At 56.7% G+C, this 23523-nt stretch carries 26 protein-coding genes; 16 read left to right on the forward strand and 10 right to left on the reverse strand.

Annotated features, from left to right (window positions below; translation table 11 throughout):
* Positions 1-31: 31 nt before the first annotated feature.
* Complete coding sequence (gene cysE / locus CU103_RS16230) at positions 32-856, forward strand: serine O-acetyltransferase (RefSeq protein WP_106665084.1); 825 nt, start codon at positions 32-34, stop codon at positions 854-856.
* 102 nt (positions 857-958) lie between these two features.
* Entirely contained in the window at positions 959-1165 is a 207-nt protein-coding gene (locus CU103_RS16235) for a DUF3126 family protein (protein WP_099999261.1), read from the forward strand.
* 30 nt (positions 1166-1195) lie between these two features.
* Here the strand turns inward: CU103_RS16235 and CU103_RS16240 are convergent, their stop codons facing one another.
* Positions 1196-1921, reverse strand: a complete 726-nt coding sequence (locus CU103_RS16240; protein ID WP_106665085.1) for a hypothetical protein — start codon at positions 1919-1921, stop codon at positions 1196-1198.
* Positions 1922-2071: 150 nt separating this feature from the next.
* On the opposite strand from CU103_RS16240, the gene CU103_RS16245 reads away from it, so the two are divergent.
* Positions 2072-2599 carry a gamma carbonic anhydrase family protein gene (locus CU103_RS16245; protein WP_106665086.1) on the forward strand — a complete coding sequence of 176 codons (528 nt, stop codon included), beginning with the start codon at positions 2072-2074 and terminating at the stop codon, positions 2597-2599.
* A gap of 54 nt (positions 2600-2653) precedes the next feature.
* On the opposite strand, the gene CU103_RS16250 is transcribed toward CU103_RS16245, so the two are convergent.
* From CU103_RS16250 to CU103_RS16260, 3 genes are all read right to left on the reverse strand, one after another.
* Positions 2654-3262, reverse strand: a complete 609-nt coding sequence (locus tag CU103_RS16250; protein WP_106665087.1) for a transglutaminase-like cysteine peptidase — start codon at positions 3260-3262, stop codon at positions 2654-2656.
* 466 nt (positions 3263-3728) lie between these two features.
* A complete protein-coding gene (locus CU103_RS16255) occupies positions 3729-4337 on the reverse strand; it encodes a PilZ domain-containing protein (protein ID WP_106665088.1) in 609 nt (202 codons plus the stop codon).
* Between the two features lie 100 nt (positions 4338-4437).
* Complete coding sequence (locus tag CU103_RS16260) at positions 4438-5085, reverse strand: PAS domain-containing protein (protein ID WP_106665089.1); 648 nt, start codon at positions 5083-5085, stop codon at positions 4438-4440.
* Between the two features lie 308 nt (positions 5086-5393).
* On the opposite strand from CU103_RS16260, the gene CU103_RS16265 reads away from it, so the two are divergent.
* Both CU103_RS16265 and CU103_RS16270 read left to right on the forward strand, forming a co-directional pair.
* Positions 5394-6128, forward strand: coding sequence for a rhomboid family intramembrane serine protease (locus CU103_RS16265; protein WP_106665090.1), 735 nt, complete (start codon positions 5394-5396; stop codon positions 6126-6128).
* 111 nt (positions 6129-6239) lie between these two features.
* On the forward strand, positions 6240-6671 hold the full coding sequence (locus tag CU103_RS16270) for a CBS domain-containing protein (RefSeq protein ID WP_106665091.1): 432 nt from the start codon (positions 6240-6242) through the stop codon (positions 6669-6671).
* A gap of 9 nt (positions 6672-6680) precedes the next feature.
* Here the strand turns inward: CU103_RS16270 and CU103_RS16275 are convergent, their stop codons facing one another.
* The 3 genes from CU103_RS16275 to folE all read right to left on the reverse strand — a co-directional run bounded on the left by CU103_RS16275 (position 6681) and on the right by folE (position 8888).
* A complete protein-coding gene (locus tag CU103_RS16275) occupies positions 6681-7649 on the reverse strand; it encodes a patatin family protein (protein ID WP_106665092.1) in 969 nt (322 codons plus the stop codon).
* Between the two features lie 168 nt (positions 7650-7817).
* The gene (hisI, locus tag CU103_RS16280; protein WP_106665093.1) at positions 7818-8243 is read right to left on the reverse strand and encodes a phosphoribosyl-AMP cyclohydrolase; all 426 of its coding nucleotides are present in this window, start codon (positions 8241-8243) and stop codon (positions 7818-7820) included.
* A gap of 18 nt (positions 8244-8261) precedes the next feature.
* Complete coding sequence (gene folE / locus CU103_RS16285; protein ID WP_106665094.1) at positions 8262-8888, reverse strand: GTP cyclohydrolase I FolE; 627 nt, start codon at positions 8886-8888, stop codon at positions 8262-8264.
* A gap of 272 nt (positions 8889-9160) precedes the next feature.
* Between folE and CU103_RS16290 the strand changes: the two genes are divergently transcribed.
* The 4 genes from CU103_RS16290 to CU103_RS16305 all read left to right on the forward strand — a co-directional run bounded on the left by CU103_RS16290 (position 9161) and on the right by CU103_RS16305 (position 13142).
* Positions 9161-9607 carry an iron-sulfur cluster assembly scaffold protein gene (locus CU103_RS16290; RefSeq protein ID WP_106665095.1) on the forward strand — a complete coding sequence of 149 codons (447 nt, stop codon included), beginning with the start codon at positions 9161-9163 and terminating at the stop codon, positions 9605-9607.
* Between the two features lie 7 nt (positions 9608-9614).
* On the forward strand, positions 9615-9980 hold the full coding sequence (gene yidD / locus CU103_RS16295) for a membrane protein insertion efficiency factor YidD (RefSeq protein ID WP_106665096.1): 366 nt from the start codon (positions 9615-9617) through the stop codon (positions 9978-9980).
* 261 nt (positions 9981-10241) lie between these two features.
* Positions 10242-12230 carry a threonine--tRNA ligase gene (thrS, locus tag CU103_RS16300; protein WP_106665097.1) on the forward strand — a complete coding sequence of 663 codons (1989 nt, stop codon included), beginning with the start codon at positions 10242-10244 and terminating at the stop codon, positions 12228-12230.
* A 93-nt stretch (positions 12231-12323) separates the two neighbouring features.
* Positions 12324-13142 carry a lysophospholipid acyltransferase family protein gene (locus CU103_RS16305; RefSeq protein WP_106665252.1) on the forward strand — a complete coding sequence of 273 codons (819 nt, stop codon included), beginning with the start codon at positions 12324-12326 and terminating at the stop codon, positions 13140-13142.
* Between the two features lie 99 nt (positions 13143-13241).
* On the opposite strand, the gene CU103_RS16310 is transcribed toward CU103_RS16305, so the two are convergent.
* Complete coding sequence (locus CU103_RS16310) at positions 13242-14282, reverse strand: hypothetical protein (RefSeq protein ID WP_410010316.1); 1041 nt, start codon at positions 14280-14282, stop codon at positions 13242-13244.
* 122 nt (positions 14283-14404) lie between these two features.
* On the opposite strand from CU103_RS16310, the gene CU103_RS16315 reads away from it, so the two are divergent.
* Both CU103_RS16315 and CU103_RS16320 read left to right on the forward strand, forming a co-directional pair.
* On the forward strand, positions 14405-14998 hold the full coding sequence (locus CU103_RS16315) for a nitroreductase family protein (RefSeq protein ID WP_106665098.1): 594 nt from the start codon (positions 14405-14407) through the stop codon (positions 14996-14998).
* A 1-nt stretch (position 14999) separates the two neighbouring features.
* Complete coding sequence (locus CU103_RS16320; protein WP_106665099.1) at positions 15000-15614, forward strand: flavin reductase family protein; 615 nt, start codon at positions 15000-15002, stop codon at positions 15612-15614.
* On the opposite strand, the gene CU103_RS16325 is transcribed toward CU103_RS16320, so the two are convergent.
* The gene (locus tag CU103_RS16325; RefSeq protein WP_106665100.1) at positions 15603-16475 is read right to left on the reverse strand and encodes an HpcH/HpaI aldolase/citrate lyase family protein; all 873 of its coding nucleotides are present in this window, start codon (positions 16473-16475) and stop codon (positions 15603-15605) included. The two genes, CU103_RS16320 and CU103_RS16325, sit on opposite strands and share 12 nt — an antisense overlap.
* Positions 16475-16930, reverse strand: coding sequence for a MaoC family dehydratase (locus CU103_RS16330; RefSeq protein ID WP_106665101.1), 456 nt, complete (start codon positions 16928-16930; stop codon positions 16475-16477). Before CU103_RS16330 ends, CU103_RS16325 begins: the two co-directional genes overlap by 1 nt.
* Before the next feature lie 167 nt (positions 16931-17097).
* Between CU103_RS16330 and CU103_RS16335 the strand changes: the two genes are divergently transcribed.
* The 5 genes from CU103_RS16335 (at position 17098) to lpdA (ending at position 23500) form a co-directional block, all read left to right on the forward strand.
* On the forward strand, positions 17098-18240 hold the full coding sequence (locus tag CU103_RS16335; RefSeq protein ID WP_106665102.1) for a DUF2336 domain-containing protein: 1143 nt from the start codon (positions 17098-17100) through the stop codon (positions 18238-18240).
* Positions 18241-18530: 290 nt separating this feature from the next.
* A complete protein-coding gene (locus tag CU103_RS16340) occupies positions 18531-19781 on the forward strand; it encodes a 3-methyl-2-oxobutanoate dehydrogenase (2-methylpropanoyl-transferring) subunit alpha (protein ID WP_106665254.1) in 1251 nt (416 codons plus the stop codon).
* A gap of 4 nt (positions 19782-19785) precedes the next feature.
* Positions 19786-20799 (forward strand): alpha-ketoacid dehydrogenase subunit beta, encoded by a 1014-nt coding sequence (locus CU103_RS16345; protein WP_106665103.1) that lies wholly within the window; start codon positions 19786-19788, stop codon positions 20797-20799.
* Complete coding sequence (locus CU103_RS16350; protein ID WP_106665104.1) at positions 20800-22098, forward strand: dihydrolipoamide acetyltransferase family protein; 1299 nt, start codon at positions 20800-20802, stop codon at positions 22096-22098.
* A gap of 4 nt (positions 22099-22102) precedes the next feature.
* Positions 22103-23500, forward strand: coding sequence for a dihydrolipoyl dehydrogenase (gene lpdA, locus CU103_RS16355; protein ID WP_106665105.1), 1398 nt, complete (start codon positions 22103-22105; stop codon positions 23498-23500).
* Positions 23501-23523 lie beyond the last annotated feature (23 nt).

The following is a 23523-nucleotide window of genomic DNA, read 5'->3' on the forward strand; positions in this document are numbered from 1 at the left end:
GTAAATTTTGGCCAAACGCCTGGAGTAGGAAATGTCCGCTAGCAATCCGATAAAGATGACCGGAATGGTCAAGCAGATGGATCCAATCTGGCTTTCCATCCGCTCGGAAGCCGAAGAGACTATTCGCAACGAACCGCTCCTGGCGACGTTCCTTTACTCGACGATCCTCAACCATCAGTCGCTAGAGGAAGCTGTCATCCACCGCATTTCCCAGCGCCTCGATCACCCTGACATGGAATCGGAGCTGCTGCGGCAGACCTTTACGGCGATGCTGGAAGCAAACCCGGCCTGGTCGCAGATTTTGCGTGTCGATATCCAGGCTGTTTATGACCGGGACCCGGCCTGTACCCGGTTCATAGAGCCGATCCTTTATTTCAAGGGCTTCCAGGCAATCCAGACCCATCGCCTTGCCCATTGGCTATGGAGCGAGGGCCGGAGAGATTTTGCTCTCTACCTGCAGAGCCGCTCGTCCTCGGTCTTCCAGACCGACATTCATCCGCAAGTGCCAATGGGCCAGGGTGTGTTCTTTGACCACGCTACCGGCATTGTGGTCGGCATGACTGCCGTCATCGAAGACAATGTGTCGATCCTGCAGGGCGTCACCCTTGGCGGCACCGGCAAGGAATCCGGCGATCGCCATCCGAAGATCCGGCACGGCGTGCTGATCGGTGCCGGTGCCAAAATTCTTGGCAACATTGAAATTGGCCATTGCTCGAAGGTTGCTGCGGGGTCGGTTGTGCTTAAGCCGGTTCCACATAATATCACGGTCGCGGGCGTTCCAGCCCGGGTCGTCGGCGAAGCCGGTTGCGCCGAGCCTTCCCGTGCCATGGACCAGCTCGTCACCAACTTCGACTAAGACTGCGAAGTCTCCACGCAGGTACACAATTGCAGTCTGCCCTTTACAGGGCGGACTCTCACATGCCAAAAGCCTGCTGAATGCATTGACAGGAGACTTTAAGTGAAACCCGAAGAACTGAAAAAACTCGATAGCTACTTCAAGCGCACATTCAGAAACACGGAACTCACTGTGAAGGCCCGTCCTCGCAAGGACGATTCGGCCGAGCTTTATCTCGGCGATGAATTCCTTGGTCTGATCTACAAGGACGAGGACGAAGGAGAGCTCTCCTACAACTTCTCAATGGCCATCCTCGAGATGGATCTCTGATTGCTGGTCGCATGAAGTGACGCCTCCGCGTCACTTCAACCCCTTGATATGGGTTTTGGCAAATGACCGCATTTGCTCTTCGATCTGCTGCCAATCCTTGAGCATTTCCCTTGGAAAACGATAGGTTAGCTGAAGATCCTCACCGACAAAAATATCCCGCTGGCATGAAGCGAAATTGTCCTTTGATGTCTTCGCATCGAGGCAGCGCGCGACGAATGCTCCGTTTCCCGCGGTTTCGGGAGAGACGATGAGCTCTTCGTTGATAAATCCGCTTTCGGGTTGGAACGTTTGAACGCTTAGGCCCGACGGGCCCTTGACCCCAGGCCCGGCGGTCAAAGCGCTGTAAATCGCTCCATAGCGGCCGGACATATCCCTGGAAATCGCCCGTGGTTCAAAGGTGGCAAACAGCAATCGTTTTTCCGACCCTGAACCATTGAAATCCTGTATGAACTCCGGCTGATAACCCTCCATGTCCGGCCAGTGCAAATAGATATCCACGCGCTGCGCAACGCCGTTTCGCCGCTGTTTGCCAAAGCGTATCATATTGGCCGGCAGTTCCAGCACGCTGTTGCCGATCACGATCTCCTGGAGTGATTTCTCCTCCGTGTGCCCGCCGAGCGAGATGGTATGGCCGAGAAAACGCCCGGTGATAGCGAGCAGCAGCGAAACGAGTGCAAGCGCCGCGACGCAATAGAGCCCGCGCTGTAAGGTCAAGCTGCCGGTAATCGGCTCTATCGTTTGTGTCGAAGACTGCATGACCATTCCGGGACGCCTGATGAGGATTCGATCTAACGCGGAGAGTGCTGATTTATGGTTAATGGAAACTGAAGAGATCGTCGATTGACCGATCTCGCCAACCACCCGGCAGTTCGCTAAGGTTGTCAGATCAGAATCTGGGGAGACGCAATGCCAATATTTATGCTCGATGGACACGCGCCGCAGTTTGAGCACCGGGAGTCGAACTGGATTGCTCCGGATGCGACTTTGATCGGCAAAGTTTTCCTTGGGGTGAATGCGGGTATCTGGTTCGGCGCAGTCCTGCGCGGGGACAACGAATTGGTGCGCGTTGGCCGTAACACCAACGTGCAGGAACACACAGTCATGCACACGGATATAGGCTATCCGCTCGATATTGGCGAAGGCTGTACCATCGGCCACCGGGCCATTCTCCATGGCTGCACCGTTGGTGACAACTCTCTTATCGGCATGGGAGCCATTGTGCTTAACGGCGCGAGGATCGGCAAAAATTCGCTTGTGGGTGCGGGCGCGCTGGTGCCTGAGCGCAAGGAGTTTCCCGACAATTCACTGATCGTCGGCTCACCTGCCAGGATCATACGGACATTGGATGACGCCGCTATCGAACAACTACGGCTGTCCGCCAAGCATTATGTGGAAAACGGCAAGCGATTCATGCGCGGTCTGGAGATCGAGTGAAACACAAGAACCGGCCGTATTCGGCGGGTTCTTGCGTGTTCCGCCTGATGGCGCCTACTGCGCGATACTGCCAACCAGAACCTGACGGTCATCGTTGATCGATACCCATGCACCCGTATTGTTCATCGCCTGGCGCTTGAGGTAATCGTAGTTTGTTTCATTCCAGGGTTTGATCAGCGGCTCCAGATTGTCGAGCACATAATCACCGCGATCCGTGCGGACGGTGAGGACCGCATGTCCTTCACCATTCATCTGCCGGACAACAGTGATCAGCAGGTCATTGAGCGGAATTCCGCTTTCATTGAGCATTCTCCGCTTGAGCAGGACGTAGTCCTCGCAATCCCCAACCGTCGTGGGGTACGACCAGACTTCTGCCTTGCCCCAGATATCCAAATCGGTTGCAGGCTGAATGTCTCTGTTGATACCGCTGTTGATCTGAACCAGCAGGCTCCAGACCCTTGGCGTCAATGCAACTGGTTTGCCTTCGCCGGTCTTTATACTGCATTCGCTCTTGTGAGCCTGGCAAAATTCGTAATGTCCGATCGGCTGCGAGGTCCGTCCGCCTGTCTTCATGAACGTCGCGCTCGACGCGCTAGGGTCTGCCTGTGCCGTCATGCACATGAAAAATAGCGCTGCCCCAAGCAGTATTGTCTTTTTTATCATCCCGTCGTCTCCCCGGTTGAGGCGACAATGACAGAGATAGTTTGATCGAGCGGAAATCCCGATGAGTAAATATGAATCAAATCAGTAGCAAAAAATAAACTAATTAGAATATAACTATGTATTAATAACAATTACTATTTTATTTAAATGAAGTTATTGTCGATGTTATTGAAGAATAACAAAATTAACCATTCGTTTCCCGCAATATTATGTGATTTATGATGCCTTAAAGCCTGCCGCAACATTGCGGCTATCGCGTCGAGATCTGATGGGCATCGGGGTCAAAAAAATGCCGAGATATGAAACAGCTGCGTGGAAACGGTCGAAAACAACACCAAGACTGCTGCAACAGGGCTAAACTTGTCGCGCGAAACCATCCGTCGCGGTGACGATCGCCTCGCTCAGAGCCGGGTTGGCAGGGGAATGGCCGGCTGTCATCGCCGACTTCCGTGGTTGGGTAAACCGGTTAGTGCTCGAACGCGATGTCGATCGCTTCGCGACTTTGCACCGTCGCAAATTCGATTGCGATCCCTTCCTCGAAATGCCGGACGACCCGCCCGCGCATGGAACCGAGAACAACCTGACTGTTCAGGGCAGGGCGCATGCGGATCTCAATGGCGGCGCCCGAAATCGACAGATCGATGATCCGGCAGGGATAGAGGCGCCCGTCGGCCATCGACAGACTGGTGATCGGATTGCGAGGCGCAATACGCTGGTGGCGCCGGTCTTCCGGCATGTCCAGCTCATGCTTGTTGGCGAGCCAGGTTAGCTGCGCCGCAATCTTGTTCTTCTTGCGGTCCGAAGCAACCAACGACAGGAGGAATCCGCCCCTTACGGGACGCTCCACTGTGCCTTCGACTCTGCCGATGTGATCGATATAGGCGATGACCCGCTCGCCATTATTTGCCATTACCTCTGAAGTGATGACAACATCACCTGGCGACATTTCTTCGATCTGGCAGACGTGCTCAGTCCGATCCTCCAGCATGAAGCGGCCATAGAGCTGCACTTTCACGCTGTAGTACTTGCCCGTGGCGGCAGGGTTCGGGCTCGAAACGTCACGGTGTATTTGCATGGAAGCTGTCCAGATGGGGAATCGACGGATATGGCCAGACTAGGTCACAAGTCTTAATGCCAAGGTAACGGCAACCTGCAGTCGATCATAAATTGCTAACCTAATCTGAAATTTTACCGCCATCGAGCACGCGCAGATGCCGGACCTTGCGGCTGATGATCCTCCGGGCGGAGGGTGGGGCCACGTCATCGCTGCCGTGCGATGCGTCATATGCTGGTGCTGGCTCGCCAAGCGCGGCGCGCGAGGGATTGTGCGGATTGATGAAGGACAGGGATTGGATGCGGTTTTCGACGATCGCATCTGACTCCAGCCAGAACGGTCTGCCAAGAGTGGCGATCATCCCCATCAGATGCAGTTCATTGGCTTCATTCGCGAGGGGCAGAAGAATCAATTCAAACAAAGCCTTGCGCCCGCGCGTGCTTTTGCCTTCGCAAGTGAGTCGAATGACCGTTTTGCTCACCATGCAGTTTTTGACCAGGCGGGAGATATTGCTCCGGTCCTTCGTTTGCCACAGCGATGTAAAGTGCTGGCCTTTCAGTTCCTTGCCATGGATCGAGCACAGACGAGTGCCAGCAAGGCGAAATTGCGGTTCACTGGTTCCGGTTGCCTGCAGGATGAAGGTATCGGCGAGGCGTGAACCGATGGCAGCGGGTGCGATTTCCATGCGTTCCGGCGCAGCACGCGTCCCCCGCAGCCTGTCCCAATAAGCGAAGATGCCGCCAGTTCCATCGTGCTGTATAGGATTCATCTGCTTCCGGACGCCAACGATTCTTAAGCCATGCGGACAGTGGCACTGACGAAACGCCGACACCACAAATCATCCGGCGGGGTCCACTGCCGCGCCCGATTAAGGTTAACAAGTGGTTTCGATTGAGCTGACGCCTGCGTTGTGAGACAAGGATTGCATTGAGATTGCATGATCGAAGTCCCTGAATTTGAGGCCGCCCGGATCCCTGAGCGGCCTTCTTTCGTTTTGAATGCCGTTCACACCTTGGCGGAGCCCTTTGAACCGGCTAGCGTTCCGCCATCAGAAACGGTGAGGTTACGACAAGGCGAATGAGCGACCGAGCGGACGTCCAGAACAATTCATCCGGCCGCGAGCCGATCTTCAACATTCCGGGCGTCATACTCGCTATCATGTCCATATGCGGTGTTGTCTTCGTTCTGGAGAGCTACATCCTCAGCGAGCAGCAGAGCGGCAGTTTCCTCTGGAACTTCGCCTTCATTCCCGCCCGGTTCTCGCAATATGGCGGGTTTTACTCGCCGGCGGCCTTGCTGACGACGGTCACCTATTCGCTGATGCACGGCAGCATCGCTCATCTCGCGCTCAACATGATTTGGCTTGCAGCGTTCGGCTCGCCGCTGGCGGCACGGATTGGTCCGCTCCGTATGACCCTGTTCTGGATTGTGACGTCAATCGCGGCGGTAATGACGCATTTTGCGGTTTATCCAGACAGTTTGGCGCCGCTGGTTGGCGCATCCGGCGCAGTTTCCGGCATGATGGGTGCTGCTGCCCGCTTCGGCTTCCGCCGCTCGCCGCTCCGCAATTCTGCGGCATTCGTCGGCGAAATCCTGCCCGTTGGAGTGGCGTTGCGGATGCGTACTGTCCTGGTTTTTCTAGGGGTGTGGTTTGTCACGAACATTGTCACCGGGCTCCTGTCTGTAGGTGTCGACAGCTCGGCGACAATCGCGTGGGAAGCCCATATTGGCGGATTTTTTGTCGGCTTTTTCGGCATTTCCCTGTTCGACCGGCGCGACGGTACTCGAATAGATCCTGAACTGTTGGTATAATTGCAAAGCGGTTGCAATAAGCGCAACATACGCGCACCATGAACTAGATCATCGGATGTATTTTTAGGGGATTTTCGAAGGTCATTAGGCGGTTGTGCAAGGAGGATGTACATGACAGTCAAATTGATACTGGAACGCAAGGGCTACGACGTGTTCAGCACGACACCCGATACGACCCTGAGTGATGCGATAGTCATGCTGGCCAAGCATAAGATCGGCGCGATCGTCGTTTGCGACGAATCCAGAGCCATCAAAGGCATATTGTCCGAGCGGGACGTTGTCAGGGTCCTGGCGACCGATGGCGCCGAAGCTTTGTGGAAGCCGATTTCGGAAACAATGACCATCAAGGTAAGCGTTTGTAACGAAAAACATACGATCAACCAGGTCATGGAAACAATGACCCGTGGCCGGTTCCGCCACCTGCCGGTCGAAAAGGACGGGCGTCTGCATGGCATCGTGTCTATCGGCGACGTCGTCAAACTGCGGATTGAAGAAGTAGAGCGCGAGTCGGAGGAAATTCGCACCTATATCGCAACCGCCTGAGCCGGTTGTCTAGAATACCAGTTTTTGCATGCGCTCGAGTTCGCCCAGGCGCGCCATGGTCTCTTCGTAGCCGAGTTTGATCGCCTCATCGGCGCGGTGAAACTCGGCAAGCCCCACGTGGCCAATCTTTGGCAAGAGTGCAATATCCGGCGGGTCGCCAGCCATGCGCGCGCGCGAAATCCGGTCCTGGATGATGTTGAACGATTCCATCATGACACCGGTAATGCCCAGACGCTTGGAGTATGGCGGCTTCGCGCGTGCCATTTCGCCGTCGCCTGTTGGCGCATGGGGAGGTTCAGCAGCATGTTTGATGACTGCGGCGCGGCCGAATTGATCGTAGTGCAGATTGACCGCGACAACCAGAGGCTGCTCGTAGGAGCGGCACACCGAAACCGGAACCGGGTTGACCAAAGCGCCGTCGACCAAGGTCCTGCCATTGCATTCGACCGGCTCGAAAACACCGGGCAGGGCATAGGAAGCCCGCATCGCGGTGATCAGACTACCGCGCATCAACCAGATTTCATGACCCGTATTGATCTCGGTACACACAGCAATGAATGGTTTGGCCAAAGTCTCAATGGAGAGCTCTTCCAGGTGTTCGCGCAACCGCCGGTCGAGCTTCATGCCACCAAAAAGGCCGTTGCCACCAAATCGCAGGTCGAGCAGGCTGAAAATGCCGCGTTTGGTCAGGCTCCGTGCGAATTCCTCAAGCTGATCCAGTTTCCCGCCGAGGTAACAGCCGCCGACGAGGGCGCCGATTGACGTTCCGGCGATCATGGAAATTTCGATACCGGCTTCATCGAGGGCTCGCAGAACGCCGATGTGAGCCCATCCGCGGGCTGCGCCGCCGCCAAGCGCCAAGGCGATAGGTGTCTTGCTGTCGCGAGGCTTTTCCGCGGTGATCACCGGGACGTCCGTATTATCACTGATCCCGATCGGTTCAGCCGCGCGCAACCGGCGCGATGCCCATTCGAGCATGGCACATACTCCTGAAATCGTACTGGTTCATTATCCCTCTGCATTGGTATCCAAAGGATGAATATTGCGTAATTGTGACCACTTAGCCAACCAAGGAAATAGGATTACAAGGGGCGATAATGGCGGTAGCGAGGCAGCGAGGCATTCTTGACCATATCGGCCTTATGGCTAGGAAGGACTCACCTTTGTCTCTAACGGCACTACCAATGATGATGTTCCATTCGTCGTGATGACTTGACGATAAAAGCACGATCGCCGTCCTGTGTGACAGGTTGGGCCGCCGCCGGCGACAGTGACCTTGAGCCACAACGCATCCTGATCGCAGTCGGTACGCATTTCGACCACCGTCTGCAAATTCCCGGATGTTTCGCCTTTTTTCCAGAGTGATTGGCGCGAACGTGACCAGTAATGCGCAATCCCGGTTTCGAGTGTCAGGCGCAATGCTTCCGCATTCATATGTGCCACCATGAGCAGGTGGCCGTCGCCTGAATCGGTGACGATCGCCGTGATCAGACCGGACGCATCAAAGCGCGGTGCAAACACCGCGCCTTCTTCATTTTCGTGCTTGCTAAGCGAATCGGAAAAGGAGCTCATCAATGCCAATTCTGGAGTTTATCGGCCCTTGACGAGCGTCATGAACCGTACCTGTTCGTTGACATCCGTCTTGTACGCGCCGGTAAAGGTCGTCGTCGTGGTCGTCGAACCGGATTTGCGGATACCGCGCATGGACATGCACATATGCTCCGCCTCGATCATGACGGCCACACCGCGCGGCTGCAACGAATCCTGGATGGCATTGGCGATCTGTGCTGTCATGGCCTCTTGTGTTTGCAGGCGGTGCGCGTAGATATCAACGACGCGTGCAATTTTCGACAGGCCGACAACCTTCTCGCCATCCGGCAGGTAGGCAACGTGTGCCTTGCCGATGATCGGCACCATATGGTGCTCACAATGCGAGAAGAACGGAATATCCTGGATGAGGACAATATCCTCATATCCGGCGATTTCCTCGAACGTCCGGCCAAGGACATCGGCCGGCTCCTGCGTATATCCGGAGAACAGTTCCTTGTAGGCTTTCGCCACGCGTTCCGGCGTGTCAAGGAGGCCCTCGCGGTCCGGATTGTCGCCAGCCCAGAGCAGCAGCGTGCGTACCGCTGCTTCTGCTTCTTCCTGAGTTGGGCGCCGAGTGTTGTTCTGCTTAACAGCCGCTGACTGCAAGTTCTTTATTACCGCATCCATCGCGATCTCCCGTAGCCGCCCTCAAAGGAGCGACGAGTTAAACGGCAATACACGATAGTCGTTCCCTAAGGACGGACGGTGTATTGATGCTGACGTGGGTTACTCGTCCACGCCTGACCAGCACATTAACGCATCGCATAATTTAGTTCCATGCGACTTTATGCTTGGTCACTCCCATACTATATAGAGATTGAATTCGGGATTCATAGGGTCAAAGCGATGCACAATGACGCGTTTGCGATGAACACTGTGTCGAACAACGGACATCTGTCATGATCAACGACGTCTACAATGCGCGTATTCTGGAATTCGCCGGGAATATCGAGCGGCTTGGCCGTCTGCAAGATCCGGATGCCACGGCAACGGCCCATTCCAAACTGTGCGGCTCGACAGTAACCGTTGACCTCAAGATGCGGGACGGTGTGGTGTCTGACTTCGCCCATGATGTCAAAGCCTGTGCACTCGGGCAAGCTTCGTCCTCGATCATGGCGCGGCATGTGATCGGCGCCACGGCGCAGGAGCTGCGGAACGTGCGTGAAACGATGTTCAGGATGCTGAAAGAGAATGGCGCGCCGCCGGATGGCCGCTTCGAAGATCTCAAATTTCTTGAACCAGTGCGTGACTACAGGGCACGCCATAACTCCACCATGCTGACTTTTGATGCCGTGGTTGACTGCCTGAACCAGATCGAGAAGAAGACCGCTGAAGCAGCGGCTTGAAATCATCATGTGTGATCAGCCGGCACAAGATCATTTGCCGAAGAATTCCCGGAAGTATTCACGCAACTGGCGGGGTCCATGGCGGAAGACGCCCGGTCGTATTCTGGGGACCGGCCTGGTGAGGTTCTATCAATTGACGCTGTCCGGATTTGTCGGCAATTCCTGCCGCCACCTGCCGACATGCTCGGAATATGCCTACGAGTCCATTGCCCGCTATGGATTGTGGACCGGTGGCTGGATGGGCTTGTTTCGTTTCGTCCGCTGCGGCCCCGGGGGAACACGTGGGCTCGATCCCGTGCCCACGGTGCTTGATGACCGGCTGGTTTGGTATATGCCCTGGCGCTATTGGCGGCTTCACAATCCCGCGAACTGAACTTGAGATAGCCCCTTACTTTTCGCTCGTGCTGTCCGTCATAACTGCTCCGGAGCTGTTCGACGTGGGCGCGGCCCGGCAACTCCAACGGCGGGACCAGTGCGAGCACGCAAAGGCGGCATGTGCAACGTACGGACCCCGCTTTTGCCCGCAAGGCCTTTACGCCAGGCAAAACAGCATTTAGAAGTCCGTCCGCCGGAGCGGTTTCCGGTCGTTAAATACCACCCGCAATCGTTGGCGGGACTGGATAGGAGCAAATAGATGTCAGAGACAGTTGCAAAGACTGTATCCATGCAATTTCCCGATGGCTCGAAGCGCGAATACGACGCTGCCATGACAGGTGCGGAACTTGCCGAATCCATTTCCAAATCACTTGCCAAGAAGGCCGTCGCCTATGCGGTCGATGGTGTCGTGCGTGATTTGTCCGACCCGTTGCAGCATCCAGGTACGATCGAGATCCTGACCCGTGAAGATCCTCGTGCGCTGGAATTGATCCGGCACGATTGCGCACACGTTCTTGCCGAGGCGGTACAGGAATTGTTTCCCGGAACGCAGGTTACGATCGGTCCGGTGATCGAGAATGGTTTTTATTACGATTTCGCCAAGAACGAGCCATTTACGCCCGATGATCTGCCAGTGATTGAGAAGAAAATGCGGGAAATCATTGCCCGCAACAAACCTTTCACCAAGGAAATCTGGTCACGCGAGAAGGCACGTAAAATTTTTGCCGAGAAGGGCGAAACCTATAAGGTTGAACTCGTCGATGCGATTCCCGATAGCCAGGATCTCAAGATTTACGCCCAGGGCGATTGGTACGATCTGTGCCGCGGCCCGCATATGGCTTCCACGGGCCAGATCGGCAACTCCTTCAAGTTGATGAAGGTCGCCGGGGCCTATTGGCGCGGTGACAGCAACAATCCGATGCTGAGCCGCATCTACGGCACGGCATTCACCAATGATGCCGACCTGCAATCCTACCTGCACATGCTGGAGGAGGCGGAAAAGCGTGACCACCGTCGTCTCGGCCGGGAAATGGATCTGTTTCATTTCCAGGAAGAGGGGCCGGGCGTTGTTTTCTGGCATCCGAAGGGATGGCGGATGTTCCAGAGCCTCGTCAGCTATATGCGGCGGCGGCTGGACAGCCACGGTTACAGCGAAGTCAACGCGCCGCAGGTGCTCGACAAGTCGCTGTGGGAGACGTCGGGTCACTGGGGCTGGTACCGGGACAATATGTTCAAGGTTACGGTCGCCGGCGACGAGACCGACGACGAGCGCGTTTTCGCGCTAAAGCCGATGAACTGTCCGGGTCACGTGCAAATCTTCAAGCATGGTTTGAAGTCATATCGCGATCTGCCTGTAAAACTTGCGGAATTCGGCAATGTTCATCGATACGAGCCGTCTGGCGCACTTCATGGCCTGATGCGCGTGCGCGGCTTCACACAGGATGACGCGCATATTTTCTGCACGGATGAGCAGATGGAGGCGGAATGCCTGCGCATCAATGATCTTATCCTTACGACCTATGCCGACTTCGGTTTCCAGGGCATCACGGTCAAGCTGTCAACGCGTCCCGACAAACGCGTCGGCTCGGACGAGTTGTGGGACCGGGCCGAAGAGGTCATGAGCAAGGTGCTCAAGACCATCGAGGAGCAGTCTGGCGGCACAATCAAGACGGCAATCAATCCGGGCGAGGGTGCCTTCTACGGTCCCAAATTCGAATATGTGTTGCGCGATGCCATCGGCCGGGACTGGCAATGCGGCACGACGCAGGTCGACTTCAATCTGCCAGAACGGTTTGGGGCCTTCTATATCGACTCAACGTCGGAGAAGAAGCAGCCGGTAATGATCCATCGTGCCATCTGCGGCTCGATGGAACGCTTCCTCGGCATTCTGATCGAGAACTACGCCGGGCATATGCCGCTGTGGTTCGCGCCGGTGCAGGTGGTCGTCGCCACGATCACCTCCGAAGCCGATGAGTATGGCAAGCAGGTGGCCAAGGAATTGAAAGCCGCTGGTCTTCAGGTAATCACCGACTTCCGCAACGAGAAGATCAACTACAAGGTGCGTGAGCATTCGTTGCAGAAGGTCCCGGTCATTCTCGTCTGCGGTATGCGCGAAGCCGAGGAACGTTCGGTCAATATGCGCCGGCTTGGTTCGCAGAACCAGACGTCACTGAGCCTGGATGAGGCGATCCGCCAGCTCGCGGAGGAAGCAACGCCGCCGGATCTGCTGCGCCCCGCAGCGGAGTAGCCCAAATCACAACATGACAGCGTGGTGTCGTCATCACGCTGTCATGTGGATGTAACAAGATTCGAGCTGCTTTATTTTTCACCGGGGTCTGACGTGCAGTTTCCAGAGCTTTCCTATGCCAACGACACGCAAACACGCCTGACCCAGTGGCTCATCCGGACTATCGAGGGTCTGTCCGGCCGCAATTATTATGCCGGACTCTACAACACCTGGCGGAGCGACATTGTCCCTGCTGGCATCGATGTATTTTGCCGCATGATGGATTTGGTCAACGTTCGTCTCGACATCGCCGATCAATGGCCCCCGCGCGAGCTGCCCGATACGCCTTTGGTCATCATCGCAAACCACCCCTTCGGCATCGGCGACGGCATCGCAGCGCTGGCATTGGCTGAACAGCTCCGCCGGCCGTTCCGCGTTCTCATCAACAACGACCTTTTGAAAGTGCCGGAGATACGCCCTTACGCCCTTCCTGTCTGTTTCGACGAGACGAAAGAAGCGCTGGCGATGAATATGGCGACCCGCCATGAGGCGGTGCGTCTGCTGAGGGAAGGTGTGACGATCGTGGTATTTCCGGCTGGCGGTGTTGCCACGGCGCCCAAGGTCTTTGGCCGCGCCGAGGATCTGCCGTGGAAAATCTTTCCGGCAAAACTGGTGCGGCAGGCCAAGGCCTCGGTCATACCGGTCTACTTCGGCGGTCAGAACGGCCGATTCTTCCACCTCGCCAGTAAAATATCGATAACGCTGCGTATTTCACTGCTGATCCGTGAATTTCGCCGGTTGTCAGGCAAGACAATCGACGTTCGTATTGGTCGGGTCATTGGCTGGGATGAGCTGGAGCCACTAGCGGACCGCAAGCGCCTGCTCGAATTTCTTTACGACGCTGTCTTCTCGCTCGAGCCCCAGACAAACTAGCCACGGCGCTTCCGCTTAAAAAGTCGCAAAAGTGCTCTATATCTTTGTCTCTATGCATTTCCGGACGGAAAATCGCTTCACACTTTTCCTGGAAATGCTTTAGTCGAGCGGCTCTTCACCACCGGCCGGCTGATCCGCGACCGCAGCAGTGCTTGCACCATCCTTCGCCAAAACTTCGACGTCCTGATTTCGGCCGGCAACGACCTTGAAATCGCGTTGATAGATGCGGTCCTTGTTCTTGGCGATAATCACATATTCACCTTCCGCCAAGACGATGGATGCGAAAGCACCAACGCTTTCACGCACAATATCGCCTGATGTGGTCAATACCGACCAGGCCGTATCAGCCAAAGCTTCGCCACCCGCCTCACGCACAAGCTTCAAGGTTAGCTGTGCTGCCCGGTGCTCCACATTGGCTTCGGTTATCTTGCCGGCCTCAACCCGGATATCTGCGCGGATAACGGCATTCGCCGTGCCGTAGTTGGATACGATCTGATAGGTGCCGGCGTTGAGGCGTACAACGCTGTCTGGCTTCACATCCGGAATAATCAGGGCACGTTCGCCGTTCGAGTCCTCGTGATCTTCATAAATCGAGAATCTAAGTTGATCCGGAGGAATGCGCCCGCCACCCGAAAGAACAGCGTTGAGTTTAACGCCGCCAGCATCGAGGATCATCGTCTCGGTGCGCTTGGAGCGCGTCATCGTAATGCGCTTGGTCGCGCCTGCACGTCCGAAAGCCACATGCACGAGATAACTGCCTGGCGCGAGATTGAACGATGTCGTGCCCCCCTTGGAGGTAGCCAACAATGCGAGCTTACCATCGTCACCGGGTTCCGGGGAGAACACCCGCCAGACAAGGCCCCGCCCAATAGGGTCAGCTTCCTCCGAGAGTTTGGCAGACAGCACCAGTTCCGGTTCGTTGGCAAGCGGGTTGTTTGCAGGCGCCTTGGGGTTGGCGTATTCTTTGAGATTGGGGATACTGGGCAGTTCGACGGCCGGCGCCTGAGGCAAGTCCGGGGCCAGCGCTTGCCCCCACGCGCCAGATATCGTGGCGAGCAGACCTGCAAACGCCATCGCAGCGCGCAGCCGCTCTCGCTTACGGCGCTTGCCGCCCATTGAAAAACTCTGGATTACACCCATGAGACGGTTTGATCCGAAGCCGGTGGCAATTTCAAGGCTTTTTCTTTAAGCGCATATCTTTACTTGGCCGACGAAACCACCACATTGTCCGCGCATCGCTAACAGGACCACTGCATTATTCCATGGATACATCTGTTTCCCCCTCCGTCATTGAATTCTTGTCAACGCGCAGCTCGACGCCGATCTCAGCCATTGGGCTTCCTGCCCCATCTGACGGTGAAATCGAAACCATGGTTCGCATCGCCTCACGTGTACCCGACCACGGCCGTCTGACGCCCTGGCGCTTCATCATCTACCGGGGAGAGGCACAGGAACAGGTTGGGAAATATCTCGCAGACCTCGCCGAGGAGCGGGAAGGTCCGCTGACCGACCAGCGCCGCGAGCAGGAATTGAAGCGCTTTGCCCGTGCGCCACTGGTCATCGGCGTGATATTTGCGCCGGTCGAACATCACATTCCTGAGTGGGAACAGTTTTTGTCGTCCGGGGCTGCGGCCATGAAACTATGCCTCGCGGCGAATGCCCTTGGCTACGCCACGAACTGGATAAGCAACTGGTATTCCTCCGATGAAAAGGGGCGTGCGCTGCTCGGATTGGCGCCGCGCGAGCGAGTTGCGGGGTTTGTTCACATCGGCACGTGTCCGCAAAAAGTGCCGGAACGGCCGCGTCCGGAGATCAAGGATATTCTTTCCGAATATTCCGGGCCCTGGGAAGACTGAAATGTTCTACAGATATGAAGATGGTCACGGCTTGCCGCACGATCCGTTGAAGGCAATCGTCTCGCCGCGTCCCATCGGTTGGATTTCCAGCAGATCGAAAGAGGGCAAGGTGAATCTCGCACCTTACTCCTTCTTCAACATGATCAGCACCAAGCCTTGTCTGCTGATGTTCTCCTCGGAAGGTTATAAGGACAGCGTTGCCTTCATCGAGGAGACAGGCGAGTTCGCCGCGAATCTGGTGAGTGCAAACCTCGCCGTGTCCATGAATGCGACGTCGGTAAATGCTCCACGCGGCGTCAGTGAATTCGAATACTCAGGATTGACGCCGACGGATTGTTCCCTGATCGGCGCACCGCGCGTTGCTGAAGCTTATGCTACGCTCGAATGCATACTGACGGATGTCCAAAACCCGAAGGACCGACACGGCAACCCGGTCAGCGCCTTTATGGTCATTGGCGAGGTAGTCGGAGTTCACATCGATGAGGCAATCCTCACCAATGGCCTCGTTGACATCACAAAGGCACAGCCGGTGTCGCGTCTCGGCTATATGGATTTTGCTACGGTATCCGAGACATTTCAGATGTTCCGGCCAAGATGGGATGAATCAGGAAGCTGATCCGGCACGAGCGATGAGCCGTTCAGCCCGGCGCAGATGCGGGCGGTCGAACATCTGGCCATCGATACCGATGACCCCTGCTGACGGCTCCGCCGTAAAGGCCGCGACAATCTTTCTGGCGTGATCGACGGCTTCGGGTGACGGCGTGAATGCCTGATTGATGATTGGTACCTGCGCCGGATGAATCGCAAGCTTGCCGGTAAATCCGTCGCGCTCGGCATCTGCGCATTCACGCGCCAGACCCTCGTCATCGCGGTAGTTGATATAGACCGTATCGATCGCTGCGACCTCCGCCGCCGATGCACCAAGTATTGTCACCGCTCGAGCAAGCCGGAACACATCGGTGTACCTGCCTGCCTCGTCGCGGGCCGCGCGCGCTCCAATCACGGCGGACAGGTCTTCAGCGCCCCAGCTGAGGCCGATCAGGCGTGTCGAGGCATCGGGATAGCTCGACGCTGAAAGCGTTCCGATTGCCGTTTCGGTGATGATGGCGATGATCTGCGTTGCACCTTCAGCAACGCCTGCTCGTGCCTCGTGAACGTTGAGCTTTGCCGCGAGACGCGTTACGTCCTTGCCGCTGTTGGACTTCGGCAAGAGAATGCCGTGGGGCAGAGCCGGCATCACCGCTGTGAGATCGTCATCCGCCAGCCCACTGGCCAGATCGTTGATACGGACGAACAGGCGAGGCGAAGGGCGCTCATGATTGGCCGTCAAAAAGTTTGCGGCGATCTTTCGGGCTGTTTCCTTGCGTTCCGCACTGACAGAGTCCTCAAGATCGATCAGCAATACATCGGCTCCGCTGGTCAGGCCTTTCTCCAGTTTCTTCTCCGAATCGCCCGGAATGAACAGAAGCGAGCGCATCAGGCAGCACTCTTCGACTTCATCATGGCCTGCCGTGTGCATTTGGCGACGAGCACGCCGAATTGATTGAAGGCCCGGTGCTCAAACTCGACGATGCCGCGATCGGGCTTCGATTTCGATCGCCTCGCCGAGATCACGTGGGTTTCCACGCGCACGGTATCGCCATGAAACAAAGGGGCGGGGAACGTAACATCCGTCATGCCAAGGTTGGCAATCGTTGTGCCAATTGTTGTATCGTTGACGGAAATACCAATCATCAAGCCAAGTGTGAACAGGGAATTGACGAGTGGTTTACCCCATTCGGTCTTTCCGGCGAACTCGAAATCGATGTGCAGCGGTTGCGAATTCAACGTCATGACCGAAAACAGCATATTGTCGCTTTCAGTGACCGTCTTGCGGAGCGTGTGCTGAAATACATGCCCGATTTCAAAGTCTTCCAGATATAGCCCGGCCATGATGTCTCGCGTCTCCTCACTGCTTTGGCGGCAGACTAAGGCGGCTTCGTCCGGATCGCAACAAGGGAAGGGTTTCACCCGAACATGGTTAACCGATATGGTGAACCGATCGTAAACCTTTTTGTCCTACTGTCGAAAACAAGCACAGACTTGGGGGCGAAAGAGTAATGTCGGTTCAGCACTATCTGAAAATGATCGATAATGCTTCGGTGGCACAGCGGTGCCATGCGGCGGCGGCTTTGGCCCATATCTATCTGCAGTCCGATCTCGACTTCGATGAGCGTTGTTCCACTGAAGCTGTCTTGACACTTCTTCTCGACGACCCTTCGCCAAAGGTCCGTCTGGCGCTTGCCGAAGCTTTTTCGAACAGCGCCCACGCGCCAGCCCATATCGTTACCAGCCTGGCGCATGACCAGATCGAGATCGCCACTTATATGCTTGGACGATCCATGCTCCTCAGCGATGCGGATCTGGTGGATTGTGTCGCTGGCGGAAGTGGTGAGGCGCAAAGCGTTATTGCCGCCAGACCGAAAGTGTCGTTCGCTGTCAGCGCCGCAATTATCGAAATTGGCGAGACCATTGCGGTTTTGGAACTCTTGCGCAACACCCAGGCACAGATTGCCGATATTAGCTTCCGCCGATTGATCGAGCGCCTTGGTCATGTGGCTGAGATACGCTCTCTTCTCGTCGAAGATGGACGTCTGCCTGCTGATTGCCGCCACTCTCTGGCGATCCGCATCGCGGAAGCCTTGTGCCAGATGGATATGGTCATGGTTCTGATGGGTGAGAGAAGGGCAAAACGCGTGACGCAGGAAGCCTGCCTCAAGGCATCCATCAGCCTCGTAACGGCAACGCCGGCAGAGGAATATCCCATTCTCATCGAGCACTTGCAGCTACGGGGCGACCTTACGACTGCCTTCGTAATCCGCATCGTCGCGTCGGGAAAGATTGATTTCTTCGGTGCCATTCTGGTAGCGCTCTCTGGATATGATCTCGTGCGCGTTCGTAACTTGCTCGTCGATGGCCGCGCTGCAGCGCTTGACGCATTGTTCCGCGCTGCGGGCCTTCCCGACGGTACGCATCAGGCCTTGGTGGTGGCGCTCCAGGCCTGGCGCAGCATTGCCAAAGGCAAGCGGATGATAGGATCCCAGGAAGTCGTGCGCATGATGATCGAACATGTCGCACCAATGGATCGCAGTGGTGTTCCCCTCGCGGCGAACGACGATCTGCTCTCTTTGCTCAAGCGACTCTATCTCGATGCGATTCGGGAAAATGCACGCGAGCATGCTCTGGCAATTGTCGCCGCTTGAGGGCCAGAGCGCTGTCCCACCTGATTTTTGATTACAAATTGGGTCGTGCGGTTGATCGAATAAATCAGCGCGCCGGTTCGAAATGATGCAATATTGCTTTTTTGATCGCGCAAGTACGTTCAATTATCCAATTGCGAGGCTGAAATACTATTGATATCAATGTGTTAGACGAACTATCTCACAGAATTGTCAAAAGGAAGCAAACACTTCAGAAAATAAGACAGTATTACTGACCTAATAGTTTCATGCTAAAATACCGAAACGATATGTATGGTTGGGAGGTCGAAAACATGTCTGATGATGGTCCCCTTGGTAAATTTGGTCCGCTTAGTCTGCATGTTCCGGAACCTGCGGTGCGGCATGGCGGTGAGCCAGATTTTTCCAATGTAAATATTCCCGAGGCTGGATCTGTCCGGCGTCCCGACGTCGACACCAATCCCGAGGAGATCCGCGATCTCGCATTTTCGATCATTCGAGTACTAAGCCGCGATGGCGAAGCGGTCGGGCCTTGGGCCGGATTATTGACTCATGATCAGTTGATTGAAGGTTTGCGCCATATGATGACGCTGCGCACCTTCGACGCGCGCATGCAGATTGCCCAGAGGCAGGGCAAGACCTCCTTTTACATGCAGCACCTCGGCGAGGAGGCGGTCAGCTGCGCTTTTCGCAAGGCGCTTGCGCCCGGCGACATGAATTTTCCGACCTATCGTCAGGCGGGCCTGCTAATTGCGGGCGATTATCCGATGGTCGAAATGATGTGCCAGATCTATTCCAACGAGCGCGATCCGCTCAAGGGCCGCCAGCTGCCGATCATGTATTCGTCGAAGGAACACGGTTTCTTCTCGATCTCCGGCAATCTTGCCACGCAGTATATTCAGGCTGTCGGCTGGGCCATGGCCTCCGCCATCAAGAACGATTCCAAGATCGCCGCTGGATGGATCGGTGACGGCTCCACCGCCGAATCCGATTTCCACGCATCACTGGTCTTCGCCTCGACGTACAAGGCGCCAGTCGTACTCAACATCGTCAACAATCAGTGGGCAATTTCAACGTTCCAAGGTATCGCACGGGGCGGTTCCGGCACGTTTGCCGCACGCGGTCTTGGCTTTGGTATTCCGGCGCTGCGTGTTGACGGCAATGATTATCTCGCTGTCTTTGCCGTCGCAAAATGGGCCATAGAGCGGGCGCGGCGCAACCTCGGCCCGACTTTGATCGAATATGTCACCTATCGGGTGGGCGCACATTCCACATCTGACGATCCTTCCGCCTATCGGCCGAAGACCGAGTCCGATGCCTGGCCGCTTGGCGATCCGATCGTGCGGCTGAAGAACCATCTGATCGGCCGCGGGGTTTGGTCAGACGAGCGTCACAAGCAGACGGAAGCCGAAATTCTCGACACGGTTATTGCCGCGCAGAAAGAGGCCGAAAGCTTCGGCACGCTGCATGCCGGCGGCAAGCCTTCGGCCCGGGATATGTTCGAGGGAGTGTACGAGGAAATGCCGCCGCATCTGCGCCGCCAGCGCCAGCAGGCAGGAGTATAATCCAATGGCTCGCAAAACGATGATCGAAGCCATCCGCGACGCGATGGATATCATGATGGAGCGCGACGACAATGTCGTCGTGTTCGGTGAGGATGTGGGCTTTTTTGGCGGCGTCTTCCGCTGCACGCAGGGGCTGCAGGCGAAATATGGCAAGACGCGCTGTTTCGATGCGCCAATCAGTGAAGCGGGTATTGTCGGCGCAGCAATCGGCATGGCAGCCTACGGCCTGAAGCCCTGCATCGAAATCCAGTTCGCCGATTATGTCTACCCGGCCTACGACCAGATCGTCTCGGAAGCCGCGCGGCTGCGCTATCGCTCCAATGGTGGTTTTACCTGCCCGATCGTCGTGCGCATGCCGGCGGGCGGCGGCATTTTCGGCGGACAGACCCACAGTCAGAGCCCAGAAGCACTGTTCACCCACGTTTCTGGTTTGAAGGTCGTCGTGCCCTCCAACCCGCACGATGCGAAAGGTCTGCTGATCGCGGCGATCGAAGACCCGGATCCCGTGATCTTTCTTGAACCCAAACGTCTCTACAATGGTCCGTTCGATGGTCATCATGAGCGGCCAGTTACGCCCTGGTCGAAGCACGATCTCGGCGATGTGCCCGACGGCCACTATACCGTGCCGCTCGGCAAGGCAATTAAACGCCGCGAAGGTTCGCAGCTGACCATTTTGGCCTATGGTACCATGGTTTATGTGGCTGAGGCCGCCGCCGAGGAACACGGCATCGATGCGGAAATCATCGATCTGCGTACGCTGCTGCCGCTCGATCTTGAAACAATCGTCGAATCCGTCTCGAAGACCGGACGCTGCGTCATCGTGCATGAAGCAACCTTGACCTCCGGCTTCGGTGCCGAACTGGCCGCACTGGTTCAAGAGCATTGCTTCTACAAGCTGGAAGCACCCGTAGCCCGAGTGACCGGTTGGGATACGCCATATCCGCATGCGCAGGAGTGGGATTATTTCCCTGGACCGACGCGGGTCGGACGCGCGCTTGTCGAAACGCTGGAGGGATAGATGGGCGAATATGTCATAAAATTGCCGGATGTCGGTGAAGGCGTTGCGGAAGCCGAACTTGTCGAGTGGAATGTCAAAATCGGTGATCTGGTACGGGAGGACACGGTCCTTGCCGCGGTCATGACCGACAAGGCAACGGTCGAGATTCCGTCGCCGGTCGACGGCGAAATCATCTGGCTTGGCGGTGAGATCGGGCAGGTGCTCGCTATCGGATCGCCGCTCGTCCGCCTGAAGATCGAGGGCGAAGGACACGCCGCCGAACCCGAGCCAGCCAAACCGGTGAAGGCGGAAGCGCCCGAACCTGCGGTAAAAAGAGCCGAAGCGCCAAAACCGCAGCCAGAAAAGGCAAAATCCAAACCCGTCACGGAGACGGAAACGCCATTGGTTGCACCGCGTGTCCTTAGCGGCAGTGCGCCGCGCGGCGAGGGTGAGAAGCCTCTGGCGTCCCCAGCCGTTCGCCTGCGGGCTCGCGAAGCCGGTGTCGATCTTCGTCAGGTCAGCGGCACCGGGCCGGCCGGGCGGATTACGCATGAAGACCTCGAAGCCTTCTTCGCGCGCGGATCGCAGAAGCCGGGTATTGCAGCCCTCGCACCGGACAGTTCCATCAAGGAGATCAAGGTCGTCGGACTGCGCCGTAAGATTGCGGAAAAAATGGCGATTGCCAAATCGCACATTCCGCACATCACCTATGTTGAGGAGATCGATGTTACTTCACTGGAAGAGTTGCGCGCGATGCTCAACTCCAAGAAGCGTGCCGATCAGCCGAAACTGACCATCCTGCCGTTCCTCATGCGGGCCATGGTGAAGGCGATTGCCGACCAGCCGCAGCTCAACGCGCTTTACGACGATGAGGCGAACATCATCCATCAGCACGGTGGCGTGCACATTGGCATCGCGGCGCAGACGCCGAACGGGCTCGTGGTCCCTGTCGTCAAGCACGCCGAGGCGCGTACGCTTTGGGATTGTGCCGCCGAGGTCAACCTTTTGGCCGATGCAGCGAAGACCGGCTCCGCCACCCGCGAACAGCTTAGCGGCTCAACGATCACCATCACGTCGCTTGGCAGCATGGGCGGCGTAGTGACGACCCCCGTCATCAATTATCCGGAAGTGGCGATCATCGGCGTCAACAAGATCAGTGTTAGACCGGTCTGGGATGGGACGAACTTCATCCCGCGCAAGATGATGAACCTGTCGTCGAGCTTCGATCACCGGGTTATCGACGGCTGGGATGCGGCCGTGTTCATCCAGCGCATCAAAACACTGCTCGAAACACCAGCATTGATTTTCGTGGAGGGCTGAACCCATGAAGGATATCTCTTGTAAATTGCTGGTCATCGGTGCGGGTCCCGGTGGCTATGTCTGCGCCATTCGCGCCGGACAACTGAATGTCGACACAGTCATCGTCGAAGCCGCCAAGGTCGGTGGCACATGCCTCTTGGTCGGCTGCATACCCTCGAAGGCGTTGATCCACGCGGCCGATGAATTCGCTAAAGTTGCGCATTTCGCCGCAAAGCAGACGCCGCTTGGCATTTCGGTTGGCGACCACTCCATCGACTTCACCAAAACCATCGCCTGGAAAGACGGGATCGTCAGCCGCCTCAACAATGGCGTTGCCGGGCTTTTGAAGAAAGCCAACGTCAAGATCGTCACCGGCAAGGCGAAATTCCGCGATGGCAAGACGGTCGAGGTGGAAACCCTGACCGGCCAGCAGATCATCCGCGCCGAGAACGTGGTGATCGCTACAGGTTCCGCCCCAGTCGAAATCCCCTCGCTGCCATTTGGCGGCAATGTCATTTCTTCTTCGGAAGCGCTGGCGTTGCAGCAGGTTCCCGAAAAGCTGGTCGTTGTCGGCGGAGGTTATATCGGTCTCGAACTCGGCACCGCATATGCCAAGCTTGGCTCGAAGGTCACGGTCGTCGAGGCACTGCCGAAGATCCTGCCACAGTACGATGCGGAACTGACGCGGCCTGTCTCGCGACATCTTTCAGAGCTTGGCGTGATGGTGCTGACCGGCGTGAAAGCCAAGGGAATGAGCGCCAAGGGCGACGCATTGCTGATCGAGACGGCGGATGGCAAGGCTGACAAGATTGCTGCCGACAAGGTTCTGGTCACCGTGGGTCGCAAGCCTGTTACCACCGGCTGGGGACTTGAGGAAATCGACATCGACATGGATGGCCGCTTTGTGCGCATCGATGACAAGTGCCGCACCTCAATGCGCGGCGTCTATGCGATCGGCGATGTGACGGGCGAACCCATGCTCGCGCACCGCGCCATGGCGCAGGGCGAGATGGTGGCGGAAATCATCGCCGGCGAAAACCGCAGCTGGGACAAACGCGCAATCGCCGCGGTATGTTTCACTGACCCGGAGATCGTCTCCGTTGGCCTTTCTCCCGACGAGGCGAAGGAGGCGGGCCACGAAGTCAAGATTGGGCTCTTCCCATTTGCCGCCAATGGCCGCGCCATGACACAGGAAGGCGAGGAAGGGTTCGTGCGGGTCGTTGCCGCAGCCCGCAATCATCTCATCCTTGGCATCCAGGCGGTCGGGCAGGGCGTGTCCGAGCTCTCGGCCTCTTTCGCGCTAGCGTTGGAAATGGGCGCACGGCTCGAAGATATTGCCGGAACGATCCACGCCCACCCAACGCAGAGCGAAGGCTTCCATGAGGCTTCGCTCAAGGCGTTGGGACATGCGCTGCATATCTAGGTCGCTGTCGTTGGCTTTTGGTC

The organism is Phyllobacterium sophorae (assembly GCF_003010965.1).
In the GTDB taxonomy this organism is placed as follows: Bacteria; Pseudomonadota; Alphaproteobacteria; order Rhizobiales; family Rhizobiaceae; genus Phyllobacterium; species Phyllobacterium sophorae.

Coding starts and splice junctions, on each gene's coding strand:
- CU103_RS16240 (WP_106665085.1), bottom strand. CDS start 1,921: ATGCAGTCTTCGACACAAACGATAGAGCCGATTACCGGCAGCTTGACC.
- thrS (WP_106665097.1), top strand. CDS start 10,242: ATGTCAGAGACAGTTGCAAAGACTGTATCCATGCAATTTCCCGATGGC.
- CU103_RS16290 (WP_106665095.1), top strand. CDS start 9,161: ATGATCAACGACGTCTACAATGCGCGTATTCTGGAATTCGCCGGGAAT.
- CU103_RS16350 (WP_106665104.1), top strand. CDS start 20,800: ATGGGCGAATATGTCATAAAATTGCCGGATGTCGGTGAAGGCGTTGCG.
- CU103_RS16315 (WP_106665098.1), top strand. CDS start 14,405: ATGGATACATCTGTTTCCCCCTCCGTCATTGAATTCTTGTCAACGCGC.
- cysE (WP_106665084.1), top strand. CDS start 32: ATGTCCGCTAGCAATCCGATAAAGATGACCGGAATGGTCAAGCAGATG.
- CU103_RS16345 (WP_106665103.1), top strand. CDS start 19,786: ATGGCTCGCAAAACGATGATCGAAGCCATCCGCGACGCGATGGATATC.
- CU103_RS16330 (WP_106665101.1), bottom strand. CDS start 16,930: ATGGCCGGGCTATATCTGGAAGACTTTGAAATCGGGCATGTATTTCAG.
- CU103_RS16260 (WP_106665089.1), bottom strand. CDS start 5,085: ATGAATCCTATACAGCACGATGGAACTGGCGGCATCTTCGCTTATTGG.
- yidD (WP_106665096.1), top strand. CDS start 9,615: ATGTGTGATCAGCCGGCACAAGATCATTTGCCGAAGAATTCCCGGAAG.
- CU103_RS16340 (WP_106665254.1), top strand. CDS start 18,531: ATGTCTGATGATGGTCCCCTTGGTAAATTTGGTCCGCTTAGTCTGCAT.
- CU103_RS16335 (WP_106665102.1), top strand. CDS start 17,098: ATGTCGGTTCAGCACTATCTGAAAATGATCGATAATGCTTCGGTGGCA.
- lpdA (WP_106665105.1), top strand. CDS start 22,103: ATGAAGGATATCTCTTGTAAATTGCTGGTCATCGGTGCGGGTCCCGGT.
- CU103_RS16250 (WP_106665087.1), bottom strand. CDS start 3,262: ATGATAAAAAAGACAATACTGCTTGGGGCAGCGCTATTTTTCATGTGC.
- hisI (WP_106665093.1), bottom strand. CDS start 8,243: ATGAGCTCCTTTTCCGATTCGCTTAGCAAGCACGAAAATGAAGAAGGC.
- CU103_RS16265 (WP_106665090.1), top strand. CDS start 5,394: ATGAGCGACCGAGCGGACGTCCAGAACAATTCATCCGGCCGCGAGCCG.
- CU103_RS16325 (WP_106665100.1), bottom strand. CDS start 16,475: ATGCGCTCGCTTCTGTTCATTCCGGGCGATTCGGAGAAGAAACTGGAG.
- CU103_RS16275 (WP_106665092.1), bottom strand. CDS start 7,649: ATGCTCGAATGGGCATCGCGCCGGTTGCGCGCGGCTGAACCGATCGGG.
- folE (WP_106665094.1), bottom strand. CDS start 8,888: ATGGATGCGGTAATAAAGAACTTGCAGTCAGCGGCTGTTAAGCAGAAC.
- CU103_RS16320 (WP_106665099.1), top strand. CDS start 15,000: ATGTTCTACAGATATGAAGATGGTCACGGCTTGCCGCACGATCCGTTG.
- CU103_RS16310 (WP_410010316.1), bottom strand. CDS start 14,282: ATGGGTGTAATCCAGAGTTTTTCAATGGGCGGCAAGCGCCGTAAGCGA.
- CU103_RS16270 (WP_106665091.1), top strand. CDS start 6,240: ATGACAGTCAAATTGATACTGGAACGCAAGGGCTACGACGTGTTCAGC.
- CU103_RS16255 (WP_106665088.1), bottom strand. CDS start 4,337: ATGCAAATACACCGTGACGTTTCGAGCCCGAACCCTGCCGCCACGGGC.
- CU103_RS16245 (WP_106665086.1), top strand. CDS start 2,072: ATGCCAATATTTATGCTCGATGGACACGCGCCGCAGTTTGAGCACCGG.